Below are 25,207 nucleotides of genomic sequence, written 5' to 3' on the forward strand. Positions count from 1 at the left end.
CACTTTAACCATCTATTAACAAATAAAAAGACAGGTAAAACTTACATTTGCTGTAAGACTGTTAAATATGGTAATACATACCAACTAAGCTAATGCGTACAAATTTTTTAAACTACAAACTTCTTTATCTCGTCATTCCCATTGTTGCTTTATTCTCTTCTTGTAAAGAGAAATTTGCAAAAGACGACTTTGTTGCTCATTTCCAAGGCGAAATAATTAACCCTACTTCTAATTTTGTTCTTTTCTGTAAGGATAACGAAGTAATTGACACTTTATTTTTAGATAAAGAAAATAAATTTTATAAAAAGTTTGATTCTCTACCCCCTGGAATGTATATCTACAAACACAATCCAGAATTTCAATATGTATACTTTGATAAAAACGACAGTCTAACATTACGCTTAAATTCAAAGGATTTTGACCATTCTATTATATTTTCAGGTAGAGGAGCGGAGAAGAATAACTTCTTAATGAATCTAACAGTTAAAAACATATTAGATGAAAGTGAGCGATTCAGTACTTTTGACACACCGCCTGAACAATTTATTAAACGCATTGATTCTGTTCACGCTGCAAGAACTACTTATTATTTAAGAAATAAAGCAATTATTGACTGGTCTGACGGTTTTGATTTGTATGCAAAAACCAAACTTGACCTGCATTTCTATTCCTTAAAAGAACTATACCCTATCCTGCATTTCATACGTACTAACGATGACGTTAGAGATAAATTACCTGCAGATTATCTTGGGTTTAGAAAAAAAGTAAATTTTAATGATGAGCGCCTTCTAAAATACTCTTCTTTTACTAAGTATTTAGCTATTATGCTTAATTCGATTGTAGAAGAATCTGAAGAAGAGTTTATTTCTGAAAACAGATATGATAAATATATCGACAAATTAAATATTGTAGATACATTGATTCAAAACACAAAAGTAAGAAACGCTATATTTGACAATATCGCTTTTATTTATTTGTTACAAGATCAAAACCTCAACAATAACGACTTGTTTTTAGAACGTTATTTCGAACTTTCAACTGATGAGGATCAACACAATGAAATTATTTTGATTCAACAAGCAATTCAAAATTTGAAATACGAAAATAAACTACCTGAAGTACCTCTTGTAGATGCAAGCAATACCAATATTCAAATAAATAAAGTAATTAAGAAACCTACTTTAGTTTTCTTTTGGACTAAAAATGGTATATCTCACGCTGATGCTGCTCACAGACGAGCACATAGCTTAATGCAAGAAAACCCTAATATTGATGTTTTAGGTATTTGCATTGACGGAGATCACGGAGAGTGGCTAAGTTTATTACCAAGATACCGAGATTACAATATAAAAGAATTAAGATCAAGTGATTTTAACCAAATGAAAGATAAATGGATTATCACTAAAATTCAACGTTGTATGATTTTAGAAAAAGATGGTTCGCTAAAAGACCCTTTTGTCAATATATTTGACAAGAACATTGAAGATTTACTAAAGAAATAAAGAATAAAAAACGCCTCATTATATAATGAGGCGTTTTTTATTGCTTATAACTACGTAAGAGGTTTACTTCCCATATCTCTAAAGTACTCTATTTTACTTAAAAACATTGCTGCCATACGTTCTGCCCTCCATTTAGCTTCTTCTGCTAATTTCCCTGCATATAACTCATCTACAGTAGTATTAAATAAATGTTTCCACATATCAAAGTGCTCCTGGCTCACAGGTAGTTGTGCGTGTGGTGGAAAAGGACGTCCACTATAAGAGTACTCTTCTAATAGAATTGTCTGCCAAAATTTGTACATTTTTTCTAAATGCTCTGGCCAACGACCAACCAATTTACTTTCAAATATTGGCCCTATTAAATCATTTTTTTGCACTCGTCCGTAAAAGGTATCTACCAAAACCTTAATATCTTCTATACTTTCTATATCTTTTTTCATTACAAATGCTTATTTTTACCTATTAATAAATACCCCACAAACCCTCAATCACATTGCTATGATAACTATTTCAATATTAGGTTCGGGAAAAGTAGCGCATCACTTGATCCTAAATATCTTAGAACAAGATAACATTACACTACAACAAGTTTATGCTCGAACTCCTAACAAAGTTAGTAACTTAGTTTCGCACAATCAAATAATAACAGACCTTAACTTATTAAAACCTGCTGATTTATTTATCATTGCTGTAAGCGATGATGCTATCGAAGAAGTTTCAAATGCAATACCTTTTCCTAATTCTTTTGTTGTTCATACTTCGGGTACTAAACCAATGGATAGTATCCAAAACACAAATAGAAAAGGTGTCTTTTATATGTTACAAACGTTTTCTCTTGACAAAGAAGTTGACTTTTCGGCAATCCCTTTTTGTTTAGAGGCAAGTAATATAGATGACTTTCTTCTTTTAGAAAAAATAGCAATAAAATTCTCTGAACGCGTTTATAAAATTAGCAGTACACAACGTCAAGCCATTCACTTAGCAGCAGTATTTGTAAACAATTTTACAAATCACTTATGTACGTTAGGTGAGGAAATCTGTAAAGAAAATAATGTGCCTTTTGACATCCTAAAACCGCTAATCTTAGAAACAGCACATAAAATTGAGGTTTTAGCTCCTAAAGACGCACAAACTGGTCCAGCCATTAGAGGTGATCAAAGTATTATAGACAGACACCTTAATGCCTTAAACGACCCAATTAAAAAAGAAATATACCAATTAATAACAAAATCAATACAAAGCAAATAATGTCTAAACACTTTAAAGAAATAATGAATGACATCACTACATTTATTTTTGATGTAGATGGTGTACTTACAGATGGAAATGTACACGTAGCTCAAGATGGTAGCCTATTAAGAGATATGAGTATCCGTGACGGATACGCTATCAAAGCTGCTATTGAAAATGGTTACCAAGTATGTATTATTTCTGGAGGTAGTAATGATGGAGTACGCATTAGATTACAAAACTTAGGGGTGAAAGAAATCTATATGGCTGTTCCCAACAAGGTAACTGTATTCAAAGAAATCATTGCAAAATACAATCTAAACCCAGAGAATATTCTTTATATGGGTGACGATATTCCTGACTATCATATTATGCATGAAGTAGCATTACCTACTTGTCCACAAGATGCTGTTCCAGAAATAAAACGCGTAGCTAAATATATCTCTCATGTTAATGGAGGAAAAGGTGCTGCAAGAGATGTTATTGAACAAGTAATGAAAACACAACAAAAGTGGTTTCAACATTTTGACGCTAAATACGATTAATGTTCTCCTTATATGTTAGATATATTATTTAAAGAATATGCAATTGTCTTAGGCTCTAATTCTCCTCGTAGAAAGCAATTTTTACAAGAACTTGGCATTCCCTTTGTAGTCAGAGCATCTGATATAGATGAAAGCTACCCTGAAGAATTACAAGCTGGAGAAATAACAGATTTTATAGCAAAAGCAAAATCAGAAGCCATTTCACTTGAAAGCGATAATGAAATATTAATTACAAGTGATACTACTGTTTGGAACAACAACCAATCTTTAGGAAAGCCAGCAAACAGACAAGAAGCTTATGAAATGATTAAAAGCATCAGCGGAAAAGAACACGAAGTTATTAGCTCTGTTTGCCTTAGAAATAAGAGTAAAACAAGAATATTTAACTGTATCACAAAAGTTACTTTTGCTGAATTGTCAGATGAAGTTATCTATTATTATATTGACAATTATAAACCATTTGATAAAGCTGGTGCGTACGGAATTCAAGAGTGGATTGGTTTAGTTGGTATTGAAAAGATTGATGGTTCTTACACTAATATTGTAGGCTTACCAACAACCGAATTAGTACAAGAGTTAATTCAATTTATTAAAGAATAACAATGTTACAAGAATATTTTCGTGAAATAATAACAACAGCAATTGTTATCGTATTATATATTCCAACTAAAAAAATAGCTGCTTATATTATTCGTTCTTTCTCTTCCAAAGAGGATAGAAAAGATAGTAGAGTTAACTTAGTTATTAGACTATTCAATACGCTTATCTTGTTTCTTTACCTCATATTAATATTAACTATTTGGGGAGTGAAACCAGAAAACTTTATGCTGACAATTACCTCTGTATTTACTGTAATTGGAGTTGCGATGTTTGCTCAGTGGTCATTGCTTAGTAATATTACAGCAGGTATTTTATTGTTTTTCTCATTCCCTTTTAGAATTGGAGATACAATTAGAATTCAAGATAAAGACTTCCCTATTGAAGCTGAAATAATCGATATCAAAGCTTTCTGCACTATTTTATTAACTGTTGATAAAGAAAAAATATCTTATCCTAACAGTTTATTATTACAAAAAGGAATTGTCATTATTGATAAACATAAAGATCAAGATAGTCCAAGTATATAAGTTAAATATTACTTTTAACAGTATTCAAATATATACAATGGCACAAAAATTGTATTTACTATTGCGGTTTTAATAGTAAAAATGGTAGTAGTACTAAAGCCAGTTACGCTATTTAGTGTAACTGGCTTTTTTTTAAGCTTCTCTCCTACGCTATTAACACTCTACCAAACTATTCTACCAAACATAGGCTACAAATACAATTCACATTCCCATGAACCTATTAGATTGGAGCATATTTATTATAGTACTATTCTTGTTAATCACTTTTAATCAAATTAGACAAAGAAGACGTGCCACCCCCACCTCAATTTACGAACCATCAACTTTGTATTATGGCTTCAAAATTTTAGGAATACAAACCCTGTCATTTACATTTATATCCCTTCCTGGAATAGCTTATTATTACGGGATGACCTTCCTACAATTCTTCCTTGGTATTCCACTTGCCATATATATTATTTGCGCCTATATACTCCCTAAATTCAAAGCGAGTACAACCACTAATGCTTTTGAATTCATTGAAGAGAAACTTGGAACTAAAGTTAGTAGACTCGCCATATCCCTATTTATTATTCAAAAGATATTACTATTAAGTGTATGCCTTTACGCCATTTCTATTATCCTTTCACTATTGGTTAGAGTAAGCTTTAAATCACTACTTCTTATTGTAACTTTCATTTGTATCACACTGACAGTCATCTATAAACACAAAACAAAAATATTCCCTAAAAAGATGCAATTATTGTGTTTTATCACATTAATGATTGCTATCATTCTTGATATTCTTTACAAATTACCAGATGGTATGGGGTTTAATGATGTTTTGAAATTTGCAGATTCTTTTGATAAACTAAAAATAATTGTGCCTTCTCTTTCTCTTAAAAAAGGATTAACGTATATCAATGGAATGGTAAATGGTACCCTGTTATTCATTGCCTTACTTAGTCTCGAAACAAGAGTTTTAGCAATCTACAATAAAACAAAATATAGCAGTAGAACAAAAGACAGCTTAATTATGAATGGTTTATTCAATATTCCTTTACAAGCTCTTATTTTATTTACAGGTTGTATGTTGTTTACTTTTTATCAATTCAATACACCTAAGCTTCATTACAATCCTCATAACGAATATATTGTAATGAACTCTCCGTATGCTCAAGAATATGACAGTATACAGCAGAAATACAATATATTACAAGTCCACAAACAAGAAGTTAGCCAATTGTACACCGGACAGATATACCAAAATTACAGCAACCCAGTACTGCAATATCAATTAGTCTGTTTAAACGAAAATGAACATGAACTACACAAAGCTGCTCAGCAAACCATTAGAAAAGCTAATGGTAAACTCGAAATCAACGATTCTGATTTTATTCTATTAGATTTTATAATCAATGAGATTCCTGCTGGAATAACAGGTTTTGTAATTGCATTATTTTTAATCAGTATGATAGCAATGGTGCATAACGAAGTCAAATACCTCTCACAAAGATCTTTACACTACTTTGGTCCAAATACTAAAACTGAGATAAAACCAAGTGTCATTCAGCCCATTATAGCTTCCGTGTGTCTACTATTAGCCCTTGCATTGTGTTACACAATCCCAGTATTTAGTAACCTAATTCAAATGCTTTGGTGTTATTCTTCACTATTTTTCGGAACTATTTTAGGCCTTTTACTAATAGCGGTACTCACTCCTAATGTTCACAAATTAGCCGTACTCTACAGTGGAATAACTGCACAAATAAGTATTATGATTTTATTCTTCACTATAGACATACATTACATTTGGTTTAACTCTATCGGTGTACTTTTAGTATTCCTTTTCACTTACCTATTTCACAATACAATAGAAGCTTGTCAAATAATTAAAAACAACTTTTAAACCGTAGCAAAAGGAAGACTCCATTTATACTTAACAGCTAATAAGCGAATTACTATAATAATTCCAGCTGTTCCAATATATAAAATGTCTTTACTCAATTCAAAATAATTCAACACATAGTACATTAAACCTCCTAATATACAAGCTGTAGCGTAGATCTCTTGCTTGAAAATAATAGGAATTTTATTCGCTAAAATATCACGTATTACTCCTCCAAAACAAGCAGTAATCGTTCCTAATGTAACGCAGATTATTGGGTGTAAACCTACGTTCATTCCTTTCTCAATTCCAATTAGTGTAAACACAGCTATACCAATTGTATCAAATAAGAAAAGAGAATATCTCAAAAAGTTGAATTTTTTATAAAAAATAATCGCTAAGAACACACCAAATAGCGTAATAAAAAAGTAGTTCAAGTTTGTTAGCCACATTACTGGAGTATATCCAATCATCACATCTCTCACTGTTCCTCCACCAATTGCAGTAGCAAACGCTAAAATACTCATTCCAAACAAATCTAACCTACGCTCACGACCGGCTAAGGCACCAGATATAGCAAACGCTAATGTTCCTAATAAATCTAAAATCTCGAAAAAGCTGTACATGTATTTTTTAAAGTAATTCTATTAAATCTTAGCTGTCATCTGATTGTAATCTTTCAATACAGCCTCTATAAATTCTAAATCTGTTAGTGTTGATCTTCTTCCCCCTACTCCTATCACACTTTCCACTTTGCTTACCAGCTTTTGTAAAAGCGAATGATCTTTCGTTTGCTTATAGCTAAGCAACGCTTCTTTAATAATATAAACGTCTTTATCACTTAGGTTAAGCACCTGAGGAAATAAAGGGATATATGATGAGGCTACTTCCTGAAAAATAGTAGCACTTAAGGGTACGCGTTCTTTAATTGAAATAACAGATGTTCCGGCTAAAATATCTCCCAATCGCTGACTCTTTGGAGAACTTGCAATCGAAATTACCCCAATCGCTCCAGACATCATCCAAAAATCAATTAGCCCCATAACCCAACGGGTAGCATAATCAACAATTGACGCTTCATAACCATCTATTTTAATCACGCGAATACGCATTATTTTCTTCCCGGGTGTAGCACCCTGCATAATCGACTCAAAGAATAGTGTGTAGAAAAAAACCGGACTAAATGATATAATCCAAAATGCCATCTCCGACCAATTATCATCAAAACCTTTTGCTAACCTAAACTTATTAATGATATAACTAACTAAAATAATGTATAGCAACTTGAATATATTATCAAGAACAAATGCGATAATTCGCTCACCAAGCGACGCACTTTTAAATTCTATTTTAATATTTTGTGTTGTATTTATTGTTAATTTAGCCATAAACATTATTTTGCCGTGTTAAATGAGGGAAGTCGCTTTTATAAAAAACAATAAGAATCAATGGATAGAATTTGAAAATATAATCTATTCAAATACTACACACAAACCCGATTACCTTGCTGATATGTACATTCAGATAATGAATGACTTATCCTTCGCGCAAACTTATTATCCTAAGAGTAAAGTTACACAATATCTCAACACTTTAGCAGCGCAAACTTATCAAAAAATTTATAAAACTAAACGCATCGAAGAAAATAGAGTTGTACATTTTTTTAAAACGGAAGTACCTCTTATTGTCTACGAACACAAAAATCTTTTATACTTCACTGTTTTCACCTTCTTTCTTCTTGCTGGTATTGGCGCACTTTCAGCACATTACGATTTAGATTTCATACGTCTTGTTTTGGGTGATAGCTACGTCAATTTAACCTTAGAAAACATCAAAAAAGACGATGCAATGGGTATTTATAAATCAGGAAGTAACTGGGGGAGTTTTATCGGAATTGCCTTTAACAACTTATTTGTTGGGTTAAAGTTTTTCGTATTTGGAATATTTGCTGGTTTAGGCACCCTCCTTTTCCTATTTTATAATGCTATTATGGTCGGATCATTCCAATATTTGTTTGTCAAAGAGAATGCTTTTATGGACAGCTTTAGAGGAATATGGTTACACGGAGCTATTGAAATAACAGGAATTATCATTGAAGCCTTTGCTGGTTTTGTTTTTGGAGCAAGCCTTCTCTTCCCAAAAACATACTCACGTATGAACTCTTTTAAACTTGGCTTTAGCAACGGTTTTAAAATATTCATTGCAATGGTCCCTTTCATTATAGTAGCCGCTTTTATTGAAGGTTTTATAACCCGTTATGCCAAAGAAATGCCAGACATTCTGAACTATATAATTATATTTGGAACCTTCTACTTGATACTATTTTACTTTTTTATCTATCCAAAGAAGGTTTACAAAAAACATTTAATCAACTTATAAAAACGCATACACTATGTTCCAAGTATTCAAAAAAAGAAACTTTAGTGATTATATCAACGATACCATTTCTTTCTTTAAAATGGAAGGAAAAACATTCTTCACCAACTTATTTACGCTTTGTGGACCACTGCTGTTAGTGTTGTTTGTTTGTGTTTATTTCTTGTTTGATATGTTCTTTAAAATGGTGATGAATGACTCAATGGATTCTGTTGATGAGTTTCTAAACACTAATTTCGGATGGGCTATACTAATCGCCTTTGTTACTTTTTTAGTTGGAATAGCAATTTCAATTCTTGCTTATACATTCCCAATTTATTACTTAAAAAACATCACAACAATTCCTAATCAATACAAAGAAGTTGCTCCTATTAAGAGTGAATTTAAAAAAGACTTCGGTCGCCTTCTTGTTTTTGTTTTAGGTACTATGTTTCTAATTTTTCCTTTGATGATGATTGTTTTCTTCATCTCGGCATTATTAATATTCCTAATCATCGGACTACCTTTACTTTTAATCTTATTACCAACGTTTACCTCTTGGATTACCATTTCATACTATGAGTATGTAACTAAAAAAGTAGGGTTCTTCACAGCATTCCAAACGGCTTTTTATATCGTTAAATCAAATTTCTGGCCTATCATTGGTAACACGGCTATTGTGTATCTTGTGATTAATATCGTAGCGTCAATTCTATCTGCTATTCCTCAAGTAATTTTTTACGTAGGCATATTCACATCAGATAGAAATATTGAAGATATTACTATGACATCTGGATACAAGATTATGATGATTGCTGTTGTTATTTTATCTACAATATTGTCATTCTTTGCTAACAGCCTATTGATTATCAACCAAGGTATGATTTACTATAGTGCTCGTGAACACAAAGAAAACACGCAATCTCACATTGATATTGATATGATAGGTAACAACTAATGAAGAAAACTCTTTTTACAATATTATCCCTAACACTTGTAGTTGGCTCACTTAACGCTCAACCGAAAGCTATTGATTCTATTCGAACCCAGCTTCCGCCTGTCGTAGAACGCCACACACACAAAAAAAACAAAAAGACTACTCCCCTTTTAGAAGATAAGGAGAGTGATATTGCTGTACTTCAGTTTGACAAAAACTTTAAAGAGAAGTATAAAAAAGACCAAAACTTCGACTATGAGGAAACCAAAGCTGACGATTCAATATGGCAACGCTTTAAAAATTGGTTAAGAGATCTTATTTCTGATTTCTTTAGTGCATTTGATGTCGATTATGAAACACAAAGTAGGCTTACTATCTTCTACAGAATCCTTTCCATTTTTACTGTGGGTATACTGGTGTTTTACATCATTAGAGCCTTTGTACAAAAAGATGCTTATTGGCTCTTTAAAAAGCGTTCTAAGAAAGTTGCAATACCTGTAGATGATGTAGAGAAGAACTTAACAACGGTACACTTCCCTACCTTACTTTCTAAAACAATAAACGAATCGCAATACAGATTAGCAATTCGCTATTACTACCTATGGCTGTTACAGTCATTACAGGAGAGTAAACAAATTGAATGGCATATAGAAAAGACAAACTCTGATTATGTTGCAGAAATAAAAGATGAAAAAACAAGAGAGAATTTCCAATACCTTTCTTATATCTATAATAATATCTGGTACGGAGAACACGAAATTACAGAAGCTGAGTTCTTCCAAGCCAAGCGTTCTTATGAAACAACCTTAAAAACCAATGTATCGTGAAAAACTCTATAAATAGATTTATATTCTTTTTCTTCGTGATTCTTGGTTTTATTTACTTCATAGAATCCAGCAGAAAACCACCTATCAATTGGACTGAATCTTACAGCAATGTTGATAAGATTCCTTATGGTCTATATGTATTGGACAACGAAATAGACAAGCTCTTAGACAATCGTACAGCTGTTACCCGCATTACTGATAATATGTATAACTTCTTTGCTGAAAAGGCAACGGATTCAATAACTTCAGCGGCTGTCATATCTATTAAAGGCTATGAGTACATCAGCGAACATTCGATGAGTGATATAGAGGATTATGTTGCTTACGGTAATACAGTCTTAATCTTTCAAAAGTATATTGATGGAATAAGAGGTCTCGAAACAATGTCTATGAAAAAAAGATATGAAAACTATGCCTTAACAGAAGACATAAACCTTTCGGTTTCACTGACAAATAAGAACCTTACTTCTTACTCTTTTATACTTGACAACCCTACTTTTAGGTACTTTGACCTGTCTGAAGAACTAAAAGAAACTGCTGAAGTACTTGGGTATTCTAAAATAAAGGGAGACAAATTTCCTAACTTAATTCGCATACCTATAGGCAAAGGGTTTCTTATTTTAGGAACTGAACCTGCTATGTTTACGAATTACAATATGCTAAAAAGTAATAATCATATTTACATCGCTGGTGTTTTATCGTATATACCAAGGGGAGATTTATTTTTCTCAGTAACTAAAATTGCTGGCGACGAAAAGTATATATCCAATTCAATGTTGCGTTTTATTCTAAACAATCCTGCTTTGAAGTGGATGTGGTATTTCTTCTTGATTTCACTTGTTGTTTTTATCTTATTTACAGCAAAGCGAAAACAACGTGTCATCCCGATTATCAAACCTTTGTCAAATACAACAGTTGACTTTACAAAAACAGTTTCTAATCTATACTTGCAAAACAAAGATTATGAAGACCTCATCAATAAGTCAATTATTTACACTTTAGAAAAAATAAGACGTAAATACTGGATTGATACAACTAAGTTAAACGAACAGTTTATCCTTGATTTACACGCTAAAACAGGTAAGGACAAACAAGACATCAAACAGTTTGTTTCTTTTGTAGAACAGTTCAAAGCAACTCCTAACAGCGCTTCAGAAGCACAATTAGTTGCGTTAAATAAAATAATAGAGAAAATCATTGATTAAAAATATACTATGGAAAACACGCCAATTTCATCAGAAAACTTACACTTTGAATCACGTTTAGACTTGAGCTTATTACAAGAAAAAGTAAAGGCTATTAGAAGTGAAATACACAAAGTAATTATCGGACAAGAAAAGACGATAGACCAAATCATAGTGGCTCTCCTTGCTAATGGGCACATCTTATTAGAAGGGGTGCCTGGAGTTGCAAAAACACTTTCTGCTAAACTACTGGCACAAGCTATTGATATGGACTTTAGCCGTATTCAGTTTACGCCTGATTTAATGCCTTCAGATATTTTAGGTACGTCTATTTTCAATATGCAACAATCGGCATTTGAGTTTAAAAAAGGACCTATCTTTTCTAACTTAGTATTGATTGATGAGATTAACCGTGCTCCGGCTAAAACACAAGCTGCCTTGTTTGAGGTAATGGAGGAACGCCAAATTACTATCGACAGCAAAACATATACAATGGATGCTCCGTTTTTAGTAATTGCAACACAAAACCCAATTGAGCAAGAGGGAACATACCGCTTACCAGAAGCACAATTAGACCGTTTCTTGTTTAAAATTAGTATTGACTACCCTTCTTTAGACGAGGAAATTGCTATTATTCAAAAAGAACACGAATTACAAGACAAGAAGAAGTTAGACCAAATACAAAAAGTACTAACTCCTACTGAAATCATTGCTTTTCAAAAGTTGATTAAAGAGATTATTGTAGAGAAAAACATCATAGAATACATTGCTAAGATTGTTGCTAATACCAGAACAAACTCCTTGTTATACTTAGGAGCATCTCCTCGTGCCTCAATTGCTATTTTAAATGCGGCTAAAGGTTTTGCTGCTATCAACAACAGAGATTTTGTTACACCTGAAGACATCAAAGAAGCAGCTATCCCTGTATTGCAACACCGTATTATTGTTTCTCCGGAAAGAGAAATGGAAGGTGTTACGGCAAATGACATTATAAATCAAATCGTAGAATCAATAGATATCCCAAGATAATTGTAAGACATTATGTTTAAATTTTTCAAACAACTTTATCTTCAGAAACGCGTGTATATAGGCCTTGGTAGTATTATGGTCTTATTTGCACTTGCGTTTATTTTTCCTGTGCTATACTTAGTTGTTTGGGGACTATTCCTATTGTTTTTTGCTGCGATATTAGTAGATATAACCTTATTGTTTTCTAAGAAAAACAAAGTCAATGCTGTGCGTATTTTGCCAGAAAAACTGTCTAATGGAGATGATAACCCTATTTATATTTCGATTGAAAATCAATCTCCTATTACTTTTCACTGTGAAATAATAGACGAGATACCTTTTCAATTTCAAAAAAGGGACTTTGAAATCAAGAGAACCTTACTGGCTAAAGAACACAAGACTATTTCCTATACTCTTTCACCTAAAGAACGCGGAGAGTACCTATTTGGAAAACTAAATATCTATGTTTCTTCTGCTTTGGGATTAGTAGCTAAACGCTATGTTTTTTGCGACCAAGCTACATTGCCAAGTTACCCTTCATTTATCCAAATGAAAAAATACGACTTGATGGCGTTTTCGAAAAACAAATACGCCTTTGGAATGAAGAAAATCAGGAAAATTGGCAACACTACAGAGTTCGAGCAAATTAAAGAATATGTTTTAGGAGACGATATACGCACTATCAACTGGAAAGCAACCGCTAAGAAAAACGAGTTGATGGTAAACCAATACCAAGATGAAAACACAGAAACAGTTTACTGTATCATTGATAGAGGGCGCGTTATGCAAATGCCTTTTAACGGGCTATCGCTCTTAGACTATGCTATTAATTCAACTTTAGCCCTGTCTAACGTAATTCTAAAAAAGAACGATAAAGTAGGTTTAATGACTTTTTCGGAAGACATTAAAAACCAACTCCCTGCGGATAGTAAAAAAACGCAGTTGCACAAAATAATGGAGCAACTGTATCGCGTAACAACAAACTTTGTTGAAAGTGATTTCGGAAAGTTATACGCACAAATAAAGCACAAAATTACTCATCGAAGTCTGATTATATTATACACCAACTTTGAGTCGATGAATAGTTTAAAAAGACAACTGCCTTACCTAAGAGCTATTGCCAAAAACCACGTCTTATTAGTTGTGTTTTTTGAAAATACAGAGTTGACAAAACTGACAAATAAGAAGGCGAAAAACATTGATGATATTTTTGACAAAGTAATTGCAGAAAAATTTAACTTTGAAAAGCGATTAATCGTCAATGAATTGACAAAATATGGAATACAATCCATACTAACCGCACCAGAAGAATTATCCATAAATACCATAAATAAATACCTGCAAATCAAAGCAAAAGGTACCTTATAGAATGATGATAAAAAAAATAGACAGTCCTCAAAATCCTTTTATTAAAAGTATTGTTCAACTACAAGAAAAAGCAAGAAATAGAAAACAAAGCAACTCTTTCATCATCGAGGGGGTTAGAGAAATCGAATTAGCAACTAAAGGTGGCTATGTAATGAAGACGTTACTTTTCTATGCTGACATCATTAGTGAGCAAAGTTTAAAACCTTTTATTACAGCAGAAACTGAGTTGATAGAAATATCAAAAGACGTCTACCAGAAGTTAGCCTATAGAGATACAACAGAGGGAGTAATTGCAATAGCGCAAACGAAAACACTTTCTTTAGCAGACTTGAAGCTTTCTGAAAATCCGATTATACTAATTGCGGAAGCACCTGAAAAGCCAGGGAATATTGGAGCTATACTACGAACAGCAGATGCTGCTAATATTGATGCTGTTATCATTGCTAACCCACGTAGTGATTTATACAACCCGAACATCATCCGTTCAAGTGTTGGTTGTGTATTTACCAATCAAATTGCAATGGCTACAACAGAAGAAGCAATTGCCTTTTTAAAAGAGCGCAATATCAATATCTATTGTGCTACTTTACAAGATTCTACTTCTTACCACACAAGAAATTACACAGAAGCGACAGCTTTTGTAGTAGGTACAGAAGCGACAGGACTTACGCAACAATGGAGAGATGCCAGTACAAAAAACATCATCATTCCAATGAGTGGTGTTATTGATTCTATGAACGTATCCGTTGCTGCCTCTATCCTACTTTTTGAAGCAAAAAGACAACGCGATTTTAAATAAGCGAAATCATCCTATAACAAAAAAGCCTGTCAATCGACAGGCTTTCGTGATTTAAGAACTATTGTTCTCTAAACTTTTAAATACTTTGATTAGTTGTTTTCTACAAAAACAAGACCATCATAACAAGCATTGTAGATATCTTTTAACTCTTGAACAGTTGGTTTTCTTGGGTTGAAACCAGTACAAGGGTCTAAGAAAGCATTGTTAGCAATGAAGTCTAAGTTTTTATCCCAATCCTCACGTGAAATTCCGAAGTCTTTAATCGCCGCTTGGTTATTAACCTCAGCTCTTAACGTTTCAACCGCTTGAGCTAAGTCTTCTGCTGTTTCCTTTTCAAGAACCTTAGCAAGGTCTTTAAAACGATTAGTAACTTTTGCGTTATAACGAATTACGTTTGGTAAGAAGATTGCGTTAGAAGCACCGTGGGGAATGCCATATAACGCACCTACTTGATGAGATAAAGAGTGAACAATTCCCAACCAAGCATTGTTAAAAGCAAGACCTCCCATAAATGAAGCATCGTGCATATTTTGACGAGCTACAATATTGTTAGGATTTTTAACTGCTTCTTTCAAGTTGTTGAAAACAATCTCTAAACCACCTTTAGCCAATACATCAGCATAATTATCTTCGATATTAGAAACATACGCCTCAACACAGTGAGTTAATGCATCTAAACCAGTATTAGAAGTAACGTGAGCTGGCATAGATTCACAAATCTCTCCATCTACGATAGCAATATCTGGTGTTAATTCATACGATACAATAGGGTATTTCACACCTTTTTCACGGTCAGTAATTACAGCTAAACCAGTAGTTTCTGTACCTGTACCACTTGTAGAAGGGATTGCAATAAACTTAGCTTTGTTACGTAAAGTAGGAACTTTAAAAGGAACTGTCATTGCATCAAAATCAGCATCTGGGTGTTCGTAGAATACCCACATCATTTTTGCAGCATCAATTGCAGAACATCCTCCAAGACCTACAACCCAGTCAGGTTGAAATTCTTTCATCAACTCTGCTCCTTTGAAACAAGTATCAGATGATGGATCTTCTTCTACTCCTTCATACGTTTTAATCTCTAATCCAGCTTCTTCTAAGTAAGCAATTGCTTTACCTAACATTCCGCTTTTCTTCATTGAGCTTCCACCTGTAACGATTACCGCTTTGCTCCCTTTTATATTTTTTAATTCTTGAAGACTTCCAGCACCGTGGAACATCTCACCAGCAATAAATAACTTACCCATTATAGACTAATTTTTCTGTTTAATTTCTGAAGCAAAAGTATGGGCAATCCTCCCCTCAGATGTTATACTCTTAGTCCTATTTGTTATAAATTTGAGCCAACTCATTTTGAAGTTCTGTTGGCGTTTCATCTAATTTGTTTTTAACGAATTTATTTAAGGCAGAGGGCGAACTAAACCCAAGTTCTAAAGATATCTGTTTATGGGTCCAATCAGAAAACAACAACAACCTTTTAATCTCTTGTAAAATACGCGTATGTATAGCATTAATGGCTGTTTCGCCACAATGTCTTTTCGTAATACTATTTAATTTCTTAGTAGAAATAGCCAAACTATCCGCATAAAACTTCACTGTTTTCTCGCTTTTATACTGTTCGTTCAACATCTTTTTAAAACGAATATAAACCGTTTTATCTGTCTCATACTGAAAGATTGGTTGTTGTCCGTGAATAGATTCAATAAGCCCTAACAACAAGATTTTGATATAAAATCGCGCTTGCTCCTTACGCATTAAACTCGGGCTCTCATAAATATTTTCAATATTAGAAACCACCATTTTTGCACGTTCAAACTCTGCCGGAGATAGAATAATTGAATTTAAGTTAGTTGATAAATTAACGTTATACGACAGCAATTCGTTCTTCAAAATATCCGAACAAAACAACACTTCTTCAAACAGCAATATTTTTCCAGATATTTCTTCCGATACAGACAAAACAGCCGCTATCTGTTCTGGAAATACAATAGAAATTCTACCTGATTTTAGCGAAATAATATTAGCTTCTAACTGAAGCTCTATCTCCCCCGATTCTACTATAAAAATACAAAAGTGGTCTTTTTTATGTGGTTTAAGATAATCTTGTAAGTTATCTTTTGTCAAATCATATACACGAAACGAAAGGCTTTTGTCCTCTTGTTTTTGAATCTTATTTTTTATTTCTATCCTTTTCAAACTAAAGCTTTTTAATATTTACTTACAACATAAACCCTGTTGTCAATCTCCCTTTACACTACAAGAAAACCATCGTTATCAAACAATGTGGTTCTAACTTATCATAACATCATATTCTTATTATTTTATAGCCAAAAATTACTACATAGCTATACTTATTGTTAGGGAGAGATTTGATTGACTACAAACCTACAAACAAAATATCAAACCTGTTTTTAATATAGGTGTTTTTCGTGCTAATAATTCTTCTAAGTTCTTTTAGTTAATAAATATAGCTTACGTAAAGTACAGAAATCAGTAAAAAATTAAGGACTTTTTCACTTGTCAAAACTTCTAAGTTCTCATCATTCCCGACTATTTTACTAATCCCTTCTTTCCTATTTGTAGTAACTCAAAATTGATAGAAAAAGTTATATTTGGGTAAACAAATTACTTTACGCTTAGTTTTGTTTAGCACTCATTCGACACAAGTACCACATTAGTTCTACACTCCTTCGGAAATACCACCCTATTTCCGAGTAAATGTGGTACTTGTCTCGAACATGTATCGAACATGGTACAATCAAAACACTTGTAAGCCTTGGTTTTATTAGGAATAAAGTGTGTGTCTTTAAGACAAAAAAACGTTGTAGTACAATCTAAAACACTTTTTTGTATTTTATTTGCGATACAATAATTTAAAACCCAATGTTTATAATACTTTATATGTATTGTGTAAAAATCGTATGATAACATTATGAGACATTATACTTTTATTTGGGAAGCATTCAAACATAAATCAAAACAATTCTACTCCTTAATTTCTCTAAAAAAGCAGAAAAGTAGCTTTAACACACTGTCAAAAGAAGTCACTTTTAAGGCTTTTTAATTCTTATAATTTTACACTCCTACATAATAAAATTGTTTGTACTTTAGTAAAGTTTTGTAAATCTTTACGTTAAATCACAAAACGTGATATTTTATATTCTATAAATTTTATCAGGTTTTATAAATGATGTACCTTATATTTTTAAACCATTATGCGGTTTATACATTGTTTTTTTTCATATATTTAATACAAGGTTATTTACGATATTAAGAAGAGTAATTTATGACAGAGGCAGAAATTGAAATTGAAAACAAAGCTATCGCAAGAGAGTATAAAGAACTTCTCCAAATAAGTTATCAAACTTTAACTGACGACGATAAAAAGTTAATCAGAAAAGCGTTTGACGTAGCTGTAGAGGCACACAGACCTCAACGCAGAAAATCTGGAGAGGCATATATCTTCCACCCAATCGCTGTTGCTAAAATTGTAGCAAGCGAAATTGGTTTGGGACCTACATCTATTGCTTCAGCTTTACTACACGACGTTGTAGAAGACACAGACATTACAGTAGAACAAATAGAAGAATGGTTTAACCCTAAAATTGCTAAGATTGTTGAAGGGTTGACTAAAATGGCTACGTTTGAACCTGACCCGCATATTTCTATGCAGGCAGAGAACTACCGAAAAATGCTATTGACGTTGAATGATGACGTTCGTGTAATCCTTATTAAAATTGCTGACCGCTTGCACAATATGCAAACAATGGACAGTATGGTGGATTATAAACAAGCCAAAATTGCTTCTGAAACATTATATATCTACGCTCCTTTGGCGCATAGACTTGGTTTGTTTAACATCAAAACAAAATTAGAAGACTTAGGTCTTAAATATACTGAGCCTCGCGTTTACAAAGACATTGTAAATAGAATGAAAGAGAGCAAGGAAGAACAAGATGCGTATATTAAATCGGTGAGTGATACGCTAAAAGCTTCTTTGGATGAAGAACACATTGATTATTCAATGAAAGGACGTCCAAAGTCTATCTACTCTATCCGACGCAAAATGAAAGCACAGAACGTAACTTTTGACGAGGTGTACGACAAATTTGCTTTGCGTATTATTTATAAGTCTAATCCTCACGATGAGAAATTCATTGCTTGGAAGATTTATTCTATCGTAACTGACCATTATCGCCCAAGCCCGAACCGCTTGAGAGATTGGATTTCTGCTCCTAAATCAACTGGATATGAAGCCTTGCATATTACTGTAATGGGCCCAAAAGGTAGATGGGTTGAAATTCAAATCCGAAGTGAGCGAATGGATGAAATTGCAGAGAAAGGCTATGCTGCTCACTACAAATATAAAAATGGGGTTACAGAAGAAAATAACCTTGATATCTGGTTAAATCAACTGAAAGAGGCGTTAGAAAATGCCGAAACTGATGCAGTGGATTTTGTGGAGGACTTTAAACTTAGTTTATATGCTAAGGAGATTTATATCTTTACTCCTAAGGGTGAAATTAAATCGCTTCCTAAAGGGGCTACTGCGTTAGACTTTGCTTTCTCTATCCACTCTGAGGTGGGATTACACACAAGAGGAACTCGTGTGAATGGACGTTTAGTTCCATTAAACCACGTATTGTCAAGTGGTGATCAGGTAGAAATCATTACTTCTGAAAGTAAAAAACCGAATGTCAGTTGGTTAGATTACGTAACTACTTCTCGTGCGAAAAACAAGATTAAAAGTGCACTAAACGAGGATACAAAGAAAATTGCTGACGAAGGAAAAGAACAGTTAGTCCGCAAATTAAAACACCTTAAAATTACATTAGACGAGAGTGTAGTGAATGAAATGGTGGCGCACTTTAGAGTGAAAACAAGCCAAGAGGTATTTTATCGCGTGGGTTCTGGAATGATTGATAATACGCAACTGAAAGAATTTGCAGCGAATAGAAATAATTCCCTATTTAGTTTCTTTAAAAAGACTATTAAGAGAGCACCTTCTATTCCTACAAGTGATACAGCAAGCGGAAAAGTGCCAGATTTATTAGTGTTTGGTAAGGATGAAGAAAAGCTTAATTATAAATTGGCTACGTGTTGTAATCCTATTCCTGGAGATGACGTATTTGGCTTTGTAACCATTAATGAGGGAATCAAAGTACATAAAACAGATTGTCCGAATGCTATTAGTATGCGTTCAAACTATGCTTATAGAATTATACCTGCTAAATGGGTTGATTCTCAAACTGCAATGAACTTTGAAGCTACTATTAATATTACTGGTTTGGATTCTGCTGGTTTAACTACTGATATCACTAAGATTATTATGGAGAGTAAAGTGGTTAATATTCGCAGTATCTCATTAAGTGAAAATGCGGGATTATTTAAAGGTTCAATCACTGTTATTGTTCCAAATAATGACGTGTTGAAAAAAATGATGATGAACATCAAAAAGATAGAAGGAATTGACAAAGTGTCAAGAGTTAATCCTTCTTAAGAATAAGTAAAAGTTATATGAATATAGATGAAGCTTATTTTTATTTTTCGTCTGAAAAGAAAATAGCTCTATATTTGCACCTAAGATATTTTGAAAATGGGAAGTGAAAAAAATCAAGAAATCGTTAAAAATGTTTTTACGAAGTTCTTAGAAGACAGAGGGCATCGTAAGACTCCTGAGAGGTATGCTATTCTACAAGAAATTTATGATAGTGAAGATCATTTTGATATAGAATCTCTTTACATCAAAATGAAAAATAAAAACTATAGAGTTAGTAGAGCTACCCTTTACAATACTATTGAAATATTGCTTGAATGTGGATTGGTTAGAAGACACCAATTTGGTCAAAACCAAGCACATTATGAGAAATCATATTTTGACAAACAACACGATCATATTATTTTAACTGATACAGGTGAAGTAATTGAATTTTGCGATCCTCGTATTCAGACGATCAAAAAAACGATCGAAGAGATCTTTAATATAGATATCCATAATCACTCTCTTTACTTCTATGGTTCAAGAAAGAATCCGGAAGCTGAAGCTGAGAAAAAGGAAAACAACTAAAAATAAAACAATTTAACAACACAAATAATGACAGTAGACTTACTACTAGGCCTGCAATGGGGCGATGAAGGAAAAGGTAAAATCGTTGATGTACTTACTTCTAAATACGACATTATTGCTCGCTTTCAAGGTGGACCAAATGCTGGACACACTTTAGAATTTGATGGTATCAAACACGTACTACGCACTATCCCGTCGGGTATTTTCCATAAAAATTCTATGAACATCATCGGAAACGGTGTTGTAATTGATCCAGTGGTATTTATAAAAGAAATTGAAGGACTTGAAAAATTTAATATTGATATCTACTCAAGATTATTAATTTCAAGAAAAGCTCACCTTATTTTACCTACTCACCGTTTACTTGATGCTGCATCTGAAGCTGCAAAGGGGAAAGCTAAAATCGGTTCTACATTAAAAGGAATTGGCCCTACTTATATGGACAAAACTGGTAGAAACGGTGTAAGAGTTGGTGATATTGAATTAGCTGATTTTAAAGAGCGTTACCGCGCTTTAGCTGACAAACACGAAGCAATGATTAAGTTCCACGATGTGGATTTACAGTATAATCTTGCTGAATTAGAAGAGGAATTTTTCACTTCTATTGAACAACTTAAAAAATTAACTTTCATCGATAGCGAGAACTACGTTAGTACTGCGTTAAAAGATGGAAAATCAATATTAGCAGAAGGAGCTCAAGGGTCTTTACTTGACGTTGACTTTGGTACTTACCCATTTGTTACTTCTTCTACTACTACTGCTGCTGGTGCGTGTACTGGTTTAGGAGTTCCTCCAAACAAAGTGAAAAACGTATTCGGTATTTTCAAAGCATACACTACAAGAGTTGGTAGCGGACCATTCCCTACTGAGTTAAGCGACGAAATCGGAGCTACTATGGCTAATGTAGGTCGTGAGTTTGGATCAGTTACAGGTCGTGCAAGACGTTGTGGTTGGTTAGACTTAGTTGCTTTAAAATATGCAGTTGAAGTTAATGGTGTTACTGAATTGTATATGATGAAAGCTGACGTGCTTTCTGGTTTTGAAACTTTAAAAATCTGTACTGCGTACAAATATAAAGGAGAAGAAATCGATCATTTACCTTACAACATCGAACCAGAAAACGTTGAGCCAATCTATACTGAAGTAAAAGGATGGAAAGCTGACTTAACTGGAATGACTTCTTACGAGGAATTACCTTCAGAATTAAAAGAATACATCACGTTCATTGAAAAAGAACTTAATGTGCCTATTAAAATTGTATCTGTTGGTCCTGATAGAACGCAAACAATCGTTAAATAATACACTAAAACACTTCTTCGGAAGTGTTTTTTTTATCTTTTTACTTTCCTAAATATAATTTATTCTTAACTAAAATCTTTGTTCACATTTTTTACTTAAATTTGACAAAAATATATCGACTTGAGAGCAATACATTATTCTGTAATTTTTATACTTTTCACGTTACTTAGTTTTAGTCAAGACAAAAAAAAAATCATCATACATCACGCTGATTATTCAGACATTAACCAACAGGTTTTACCCGATGCGGTAATTCTAACGGGGAATATTTCTGCGGAACACGATGGTTTAAATATGACGTGTAACAAAGCATACTACTTCGAAAAAGAAAACTACCTTAAACTTTTTGGTGATGTACACATTGTCCAAGGAGATACCTTGACGATGAATAGTAAATACGCTGAGTATAATGGAGTCAATGGATTTGCTTATGCACAAGGTGATGTACTTTTAACTTCTCCTGACTCTACTATGGAAACAGATACTTTGAAGTATGACCGTTTTCAGAATTTAGTATTTTACGATTCTCACGCTGTGATTAACAACAAAGGGAATGTCTTAGAGAGCCAACGTGGAAAATATTTCACGGAAGAAAAGAAGTTTCAATTCTTCACTGCTGTTACAATTACTTCTGAACAAGGAACTGTAGTTAAATCAAATCACTTAGACTTTTATGAAGTACCTGAACACGCCTATGTATATGGTCCGTCAACGGTAACTAATAAAGGGGATTACATTTATACTGAAAATGGTTTCTACGATGTTAAAAGTGACATCGGAAAAATGGTAAAGAACTCGTATATATGGTACGATCAGCGAAAAATAGCTGGTGATTCAATTTATTATGCGAAACAAAAAGATTATGCTTCTGCTACAAATAATGTAGTTATTACGGATACAATCAATAAAGCTAAGATTACAGGGCATTATGCCGAACTATACAAAGCTCAAGATTCGATGTATGTTACAAAGAAAGCTTTAGTTAGTATGAAATCGCAAGAAGGAGATTCTGTGTATATGCACGCTCCTCGAATTTTATTGACAGGAAAAGATAAAGAGAGAGTAATTCGTGCTTATAAAGATGCTCGAATTTTTAGAGATAGTATGAGTGGTAAGGCTGATTCTATTCATTGGAATGAAAAAATTGGACTGACACAAATGATTGGAAAACCTGTATTGTGGAATGGAGAAACGCAATTAACAGGTCGATTAATTCATATGCTGAGCAATATGCAAACTGAGCAAATGGATTCAATTAAAGTTATAGACAATGCTTTTGCTATTCAAAAAGATTCCATAGGCACCGGATATAATCAACTGAAAGGTGTTAACTTATATGGTAAGTTTAAAGAAAATAAACTTTCAGAACTTGACTTGATTAAAAATGCCGAAATCATTTACTATATGTATAATGATAAAGATGAGTTAGTAGGAATTGACAAAGGTATTTGTAGTCATATAAACGTGACTTTTGACGATGGTAAAATTGCCACTGCTACGAAGTTCGTAGCTCCGTCAAGTGATTTATATCCTGACGCACTACTACCTAAAAGTGCAAGATTACTAAGAGATTTCCTTTGGAGAGGAGATGAAAAAATCAACTCTTTGGACGATATATTTACTGATGAAGAACTCTTAAATGAAAAGAAAACAGAAAAGGAAAGAGATGATAAAAAAGCAGGATTTGACAAACCGTTAGAACTGCAACCAGAAACAATGTCTACTTCCTCTTCTCATACAAAAGAAAAGAAAGTAGAAAAGAAAAAGGAAGAAAGGGTACCTACTCCTCTTCAAATTCAAAATAACACTGCACCTGCTAAACAGTTACAACAAAGCGCAAAAAAAGCACAAGTGCAAAAGATTACAAAATAGACAATAAAAGAATCAAAATAATGAAAGAAGATTTTTTTAAATACCAAGCTCAGACATCACCGAATCCTTTAGCTATGCAAGTATCATACGCAAAAGGTTCATACATATACGACAATAATAATAAAGCTTACTTAGACTTTGTAGCAGGCGTATCTGCTTGTACCCTTGGACATCAAAACCCAAAGGTTAATCAAGCAATTAAAGACCAATTGGATAAATACTCTCACGTAATGGTTTACGGTGAGTATATTCAAGACCCTGCTGTTGAGTTTTGTAAAATATTAGCAGAGAACATCCCTGCTCCGCTTAATAAAACATACTTAGTAAATTCAGGTACTGAGGCAACTGAGGGAGCCTTAAAACTTGCGAAAAGAGTAACTGGTAGAAGCCAACTTATCTCTTGTTTTAACGCTTACCACGGAAACACGATGGGATCAATGAGTGTAATGGGTTTTGAAGAACGCAAACGCGCTTTCCGCCCCCTATTACCAGATGTTGATTTCATTCACTTCAACTGTGTGGAAGATTTAGAAAAGATAACCACTAAAACGGCAGGTATCATTCTTGAAACAATTCAAGGTGGTGCAGGTTTTGTTGAACCGTTTGACGGATTCTTAACTAAGGTTAAAAAGCGTTGTGAAGAAGTTGGTGCTTTGATGATTGTTGATGAGATTCAACCTGGTTTTGGTAGAACGGGGAAATTATTCGGTTTCCAAAATTACGATGTTGTTCCTGACGTAATCGTTATGGGTAAAGGTATGGGAGGTGGAATGCCTGTTGGTGCTTTTACTGCGAGTGATAAACACATGGATATGTTATATGACAATCCGAAGTTTGGACATATCACTACTTTCGGTGGTCACCCTGTGATTGCAGCAGCGTCTTTAGCAACGTTAAAAGAGTTAGTTGAAACAGACTTAATGGCGCAAACACTTGAAAAAGAAAAGCTGTTTAGAGAGTTGTTGGTTCACCCATTAATTACAGATATTAGAGGTCGCGGACTGATGTTAGCACCGATGACATTGAGCGCAGATATTACAAATCGCGTAATTATGAAATGTCAAGAAAAAGGATTAATCTTATTCTGGTTGTTATTTGAAGGAAAAGCAATTCGTATTACTCCACCATTAACAGTTTCAGAAGACGAAATAAAAGAAGGATGTGCTATGATTATTGAAGCACTGAATGAAGTACAAAAAGAATTAGGATTATAATTTCTA

The 25,207-nt window shown here is 33.3% G+C and carries 23 protein-coding genes; 18 read left to right on the forward strand and 5 right to left on the reverse strand.

The genetic code is table 11. From position 1 onward, the window contains the following. Window positions 1-92: 92 nt before the first annotated feature. Entirely contained in the window at window positions 93-1,502 is a 1,410-nt protein-coding gene (locus GQS07_RS13205; RefSeq protein ID WP_158211225.1) for a hypothetical protein, read from the forward strand. A 50-nt stretch (window positions 1,503-1,552) separates the two neighbouring features. On the opposite strand, the gene GQS07_RS13210 is transcribed toward GQS07_RS13205, so the two are convergent. Next, the gene (locus GQS07_RS13210; protein WP_158211226.1) at window positions 1,553-1,942 is read right to left on the reverse strand and encodes a group III truncated hemoglobin; all 390 of its coding nucleotides are present in this window, start codon (window positions 1,940-1,942) and stop codon (window positions 1,553-1,555) included. A gap of 58 nt (window positions 1,943-2,000) precedes the next feature. Between GQS07_RS13210 and GQS07_RS13215 the strand changes: the two genes are divergently transcribed. The 5 genes from GQS07_RS13215 (at window position 2,001) to GQS07_RS13235 (ending at window position 6,292) form a co-directional block, all read left to right on the forward strand. Continuing rightward, window positions 2,001-2,750, forward strand: coding sequence for a Rossmann-like and DUF2520 domain-containing protein (locus GQS07_RS13215; protein ID WP_158211227.1), 750 nt, complete (start codon window positions 2,001-2,003; stop codon window positions 2,748-2,750). Then, the gene (locus tag GQS07_RS13220; protein ID WP_158211228.1) at window positions 2,750-3,277 is read left to right on the forward strand and encodes a KdsC family phosphatase; all 528 of its coding nucleotides are present in this window, start codon (window positions 2,750-2,752) and stop codon (window positions 3,275-3,277) included. Before GQS07_RS13215 ends, GQS07_RS13220 begins: the two co-directional genes overlap by 1 nt. Before the next feature lie 12 nt (window positions 3,278-3,289). Beyond that, window positions 3,290-3,877: a Maf family nucleotide pyrophosphatase gene (locus GQS07_RS13225; RefSeq protein ID WP_158211229.1), complete on the forward strand. Its 588-nt coding sequence runs from the start codon at window positions 3,290-3,292 to the stop codon at window positions 3,875-3,877. Window positions 3,878-3,879: 2 nt separating this feature from the next. Then, window positions 3,880-4,404 (forward strand): mechanosensitive ion channel domain-containing protein, encoded by a 525-nt coding sequence (locus GQS07_RS13230; protein WP_158211230.1) that lies wholly within the window; start codon window positions 3,880-3,882, stop codon window positions 4,402-4,404. Window positions 4,405-5,137: 733 nt separating this feature from the next. Then, window positions 5,138-6,292, forward strand: a complete 1,155-nt coding sequence (locus GQS07_RS13235; protein ID WP_158211231.1) for a hypothetical protein — start codon at window positions 5,138-5,140, stop codon at window positions 6,290-6,292. Here the strand turns inward: GQS07_RS13235 and GQS07_RS13240 are convergent. Together GQS07_RS13240 and GQS07_RS13245 are read right to left on the reverse strand one after the other, a co-directional pair. After that, window positions 6,289-6,897 carry a trimeric intracellular cation channel family protein gene (locus GQS07_RS13240; protein WP_158211232.1) on the reverse strand — a complete coding sequence of 203 codons (609 nt, stop codon included), beginning with the start codon at window positions 6,895-6,897 and terminating at the stop codon, window positions 6,289-6,291. The two genes, GQS07_RS13235 and GQS07_RS13240, sit on opposite strands and share 4 nt — an antisense overlap. A gap of 21 nt (window positions 6,898-6,918) precedes the next feature. Next, on the reverse strand, window positions 6,919-7,659 hold the full coding sequence (locus GQS07_RS13245; protein WP_158211233.1) for an RDD family protein: 741 nt from the start codon (window positions 7,657-7,659) through the stop codon (window positions 6,919-6,921). A 22-nt stretch (window positions 7,660-7,681) separates the two neighbouring features. Between GQS07_RS13245 and GQS07_RS13250 the strand changes: the two genes are divergently transcribed. From GQS07_RS13250 to GQS07_RS13280, 7 genes are read left to right on the forward strand one after another with little or no spacing between them, the layout of a single operon-like run. After that, window positions 7,682-8,650 carry a stage II sporulation protein M gene (locus tag GQS07_RS13250; protein ID WP_158211234.1) on the forward strand — a complete coding sequence of 323 codons (969 nt, stop codon included), beginning with the start codon at window positions 7,682-7,684 and terminating at the stop codon, window positions 8,648-8,650. A gap of 13 nt (window positions 8,651-8,663) precedes the next feature. Beyond that, window positions 8,664-9,584 (forward strand): hypothetical protein, encoded by a 921-nt coding sequence (locus tag GQS07_RS13255; RefSeq protein ID WP_158211235.1) that lies wholly within the window; start codon window positions 8,664-8,666, stop codon window positions 9,582-9,584. Further along, on the forward strand, window positions 9,584-10,390 hold the full coding sequence (locus GQS07_RS13260) for a DUF4129 domain-containing protein (protein WP_158211236.1): 807 nt from the start codon (window positions 9,584-9,586) through the stop codon (window positions 10,388-10,390). The genes GQS07_RS13255 and GQS07_RS13260 overlap by 1 nt, the downstream gene beginning before the upstream one ends. Beyond that, window positions 10,387-11,595 (forward strand): hypothetical protein, encoded by a 1,209-nt coding sequence (locus GQS07_RS13265; protein WP_158211237.1) that lies wholly within the window; start codon window positions 10,387-10,389, stop codon window positions 11,593-11,595. The genes GQS07_RS13260 and GQS07_RS13265 overlap by 4 nt, the downstream gene beginning before the upstream one ends. 9 nt (window positions 11,596-11,604) lie before the next feature. Further along, window positions 11,605-12,603 carry an AAA family ATPase gene (locus tag GQS07_RS13270; protein ID WP_158211238.1) on the forward strand — a complete coding sequence of 333 codons (999 nt, stop codon included), beginning with the start codon at window positions 11,605-11,607 and terminating at the stop codon, window positions 12,601-12,603. A 12-nt stretch (window positions 12,604-12,615) separates the two neighbouring features. Further along, window positions 12,616-13,950 (forward strand): DUF58 domain-containing protein, encoded by a 1,335-nt coding sequence (locus GQS07_RS13275; protein WP_158211239.1) that lies wholly within the window; start codon window positions 12,616-12,618, stop codon window positions 13,948-13,950. A 4-nt stretch (window positions 13,951-13,954) separates the two neighbouring features. Then, window positions 13,955-14,749 carry a TrmH family RNA methyltransferase gene (locus GQS07_RS13280; protein WP_158211384.1) on the forward strand — a complete coding sequence of 265 codons (795 nt, stop codon included), beginning with the start codon at window positions 13,955-13,957 and terminating at the stop codon, window positions 14,747-14,749. A gap of 89 nt (window positions 14,750-14,838) precedes the next feature. Here the strand turns inward: GQS07_RS13280 and GQS07_RS13285 are convergent, their stop codons facing one another. Further along, the gene (locus GQS07_RS13285) at window positions 14,839-15,996 is read right to left on the reverse strand and encodes an iron-containing alcohol dehydrogenase (RefSeq protein ID WP_158211240.1); all 1,158 of its coding nucleotides are present in this window, start codon (window positions 15,994-15,996) and stop codon (window positions 14,839-14,841) included. 76 nt (window positions 15,997-16,072) lie between these two features. After that, window positions 16,073-16,945 (reverse strand): helix-turn-helix domain-containing protein, encoded by an 873-nt coding sequence (locus GQS07_RS13290; RefSeq protein WP_158211241.1) that lies wholly within the window; start codon window positions 16,943-16,945, stop codon window positions 16,073-16,075. Between the two features lie 1,090 nt (window positions 16,946-18,035). Between GQS07_RS13290 and GQS07_RS13295 the strand changes: the two genes are divergently transcribed. From GQS07_RS13295 to GQS07_RS13315, 5 genes are all read left to right on the forward strand, one after another. Beyond that, complete coding sequence (locus tag GQS07_RS13295) at window positions 18,036-20,249, forward strand: RelA/SpoT family protein (protein ID WP_158211242.1); 2,214 nt, start codon at window positions 18,036-18,038, stop codon at window positions 20,247-20,249. A gap of 96 nt (window positions 20,250-20,345) precedes the next feature. Then, window positions 20,346-20,816, forward strand: coding sequence for a Fur family transcriptional regulator (locus GQS07_RS13300; RefSeq protein ID WP_090410024.1), 471 nt, complete (start codon window positions 20,346-20,348; stop codon window positions 20,814-20,816). Window positions 20,817-20,843: 27 nt separating this feature from the next. Beyond that, window positions 20,844-22,115, forward strand: a complete 1,272-nt coding sequence (locus GQS07_RS13305; RefSeq protein ID WP_158211243.1) for an adenylosuccinate synthase — start codon at window positions 20,844-20,846, stop codon at window positions 22,113-22,115. Window positions 22,116-22,235: 120 nt separating this feature from the next. Continuing rightward, the gene (locus tag GQS07_RS13310; protein WP_158211244.1) at window positions 22,236-23,987 is read left to right on the forward strand and encodes an OstA-like protein; all 1,752 of its coding nucleotides are present in this window, start codon (window positions 22,236-22,238) and stop codon (window positions 23,985-23,987) included. 20 nt (window positions 23,988-24,007) lie between these two features. Next, a complete protein-coding gene (locus GQS07_RS13315) occupies window positions 24,008-25,201 on the forward strand; it encodes an aspartate aminotransferase family protein (protein WP_158211245.1) in 1,194 nt (397 codons plus the stop codon). The last annotated feature ends 6 nt before the right edge of the window (window positions 25,202-25,207 follow it).

It is taken from the genome of Myroides phaeus (assembly GCF_009799805.1).
Taxonomy (GTDB): domain Bacteria; phylum Bacteroidota; class Bacteroidia; order Flavobacteriales; family Flavobacteriaceae; genus Flavobacterium; species Flavobacterium phaeum_A.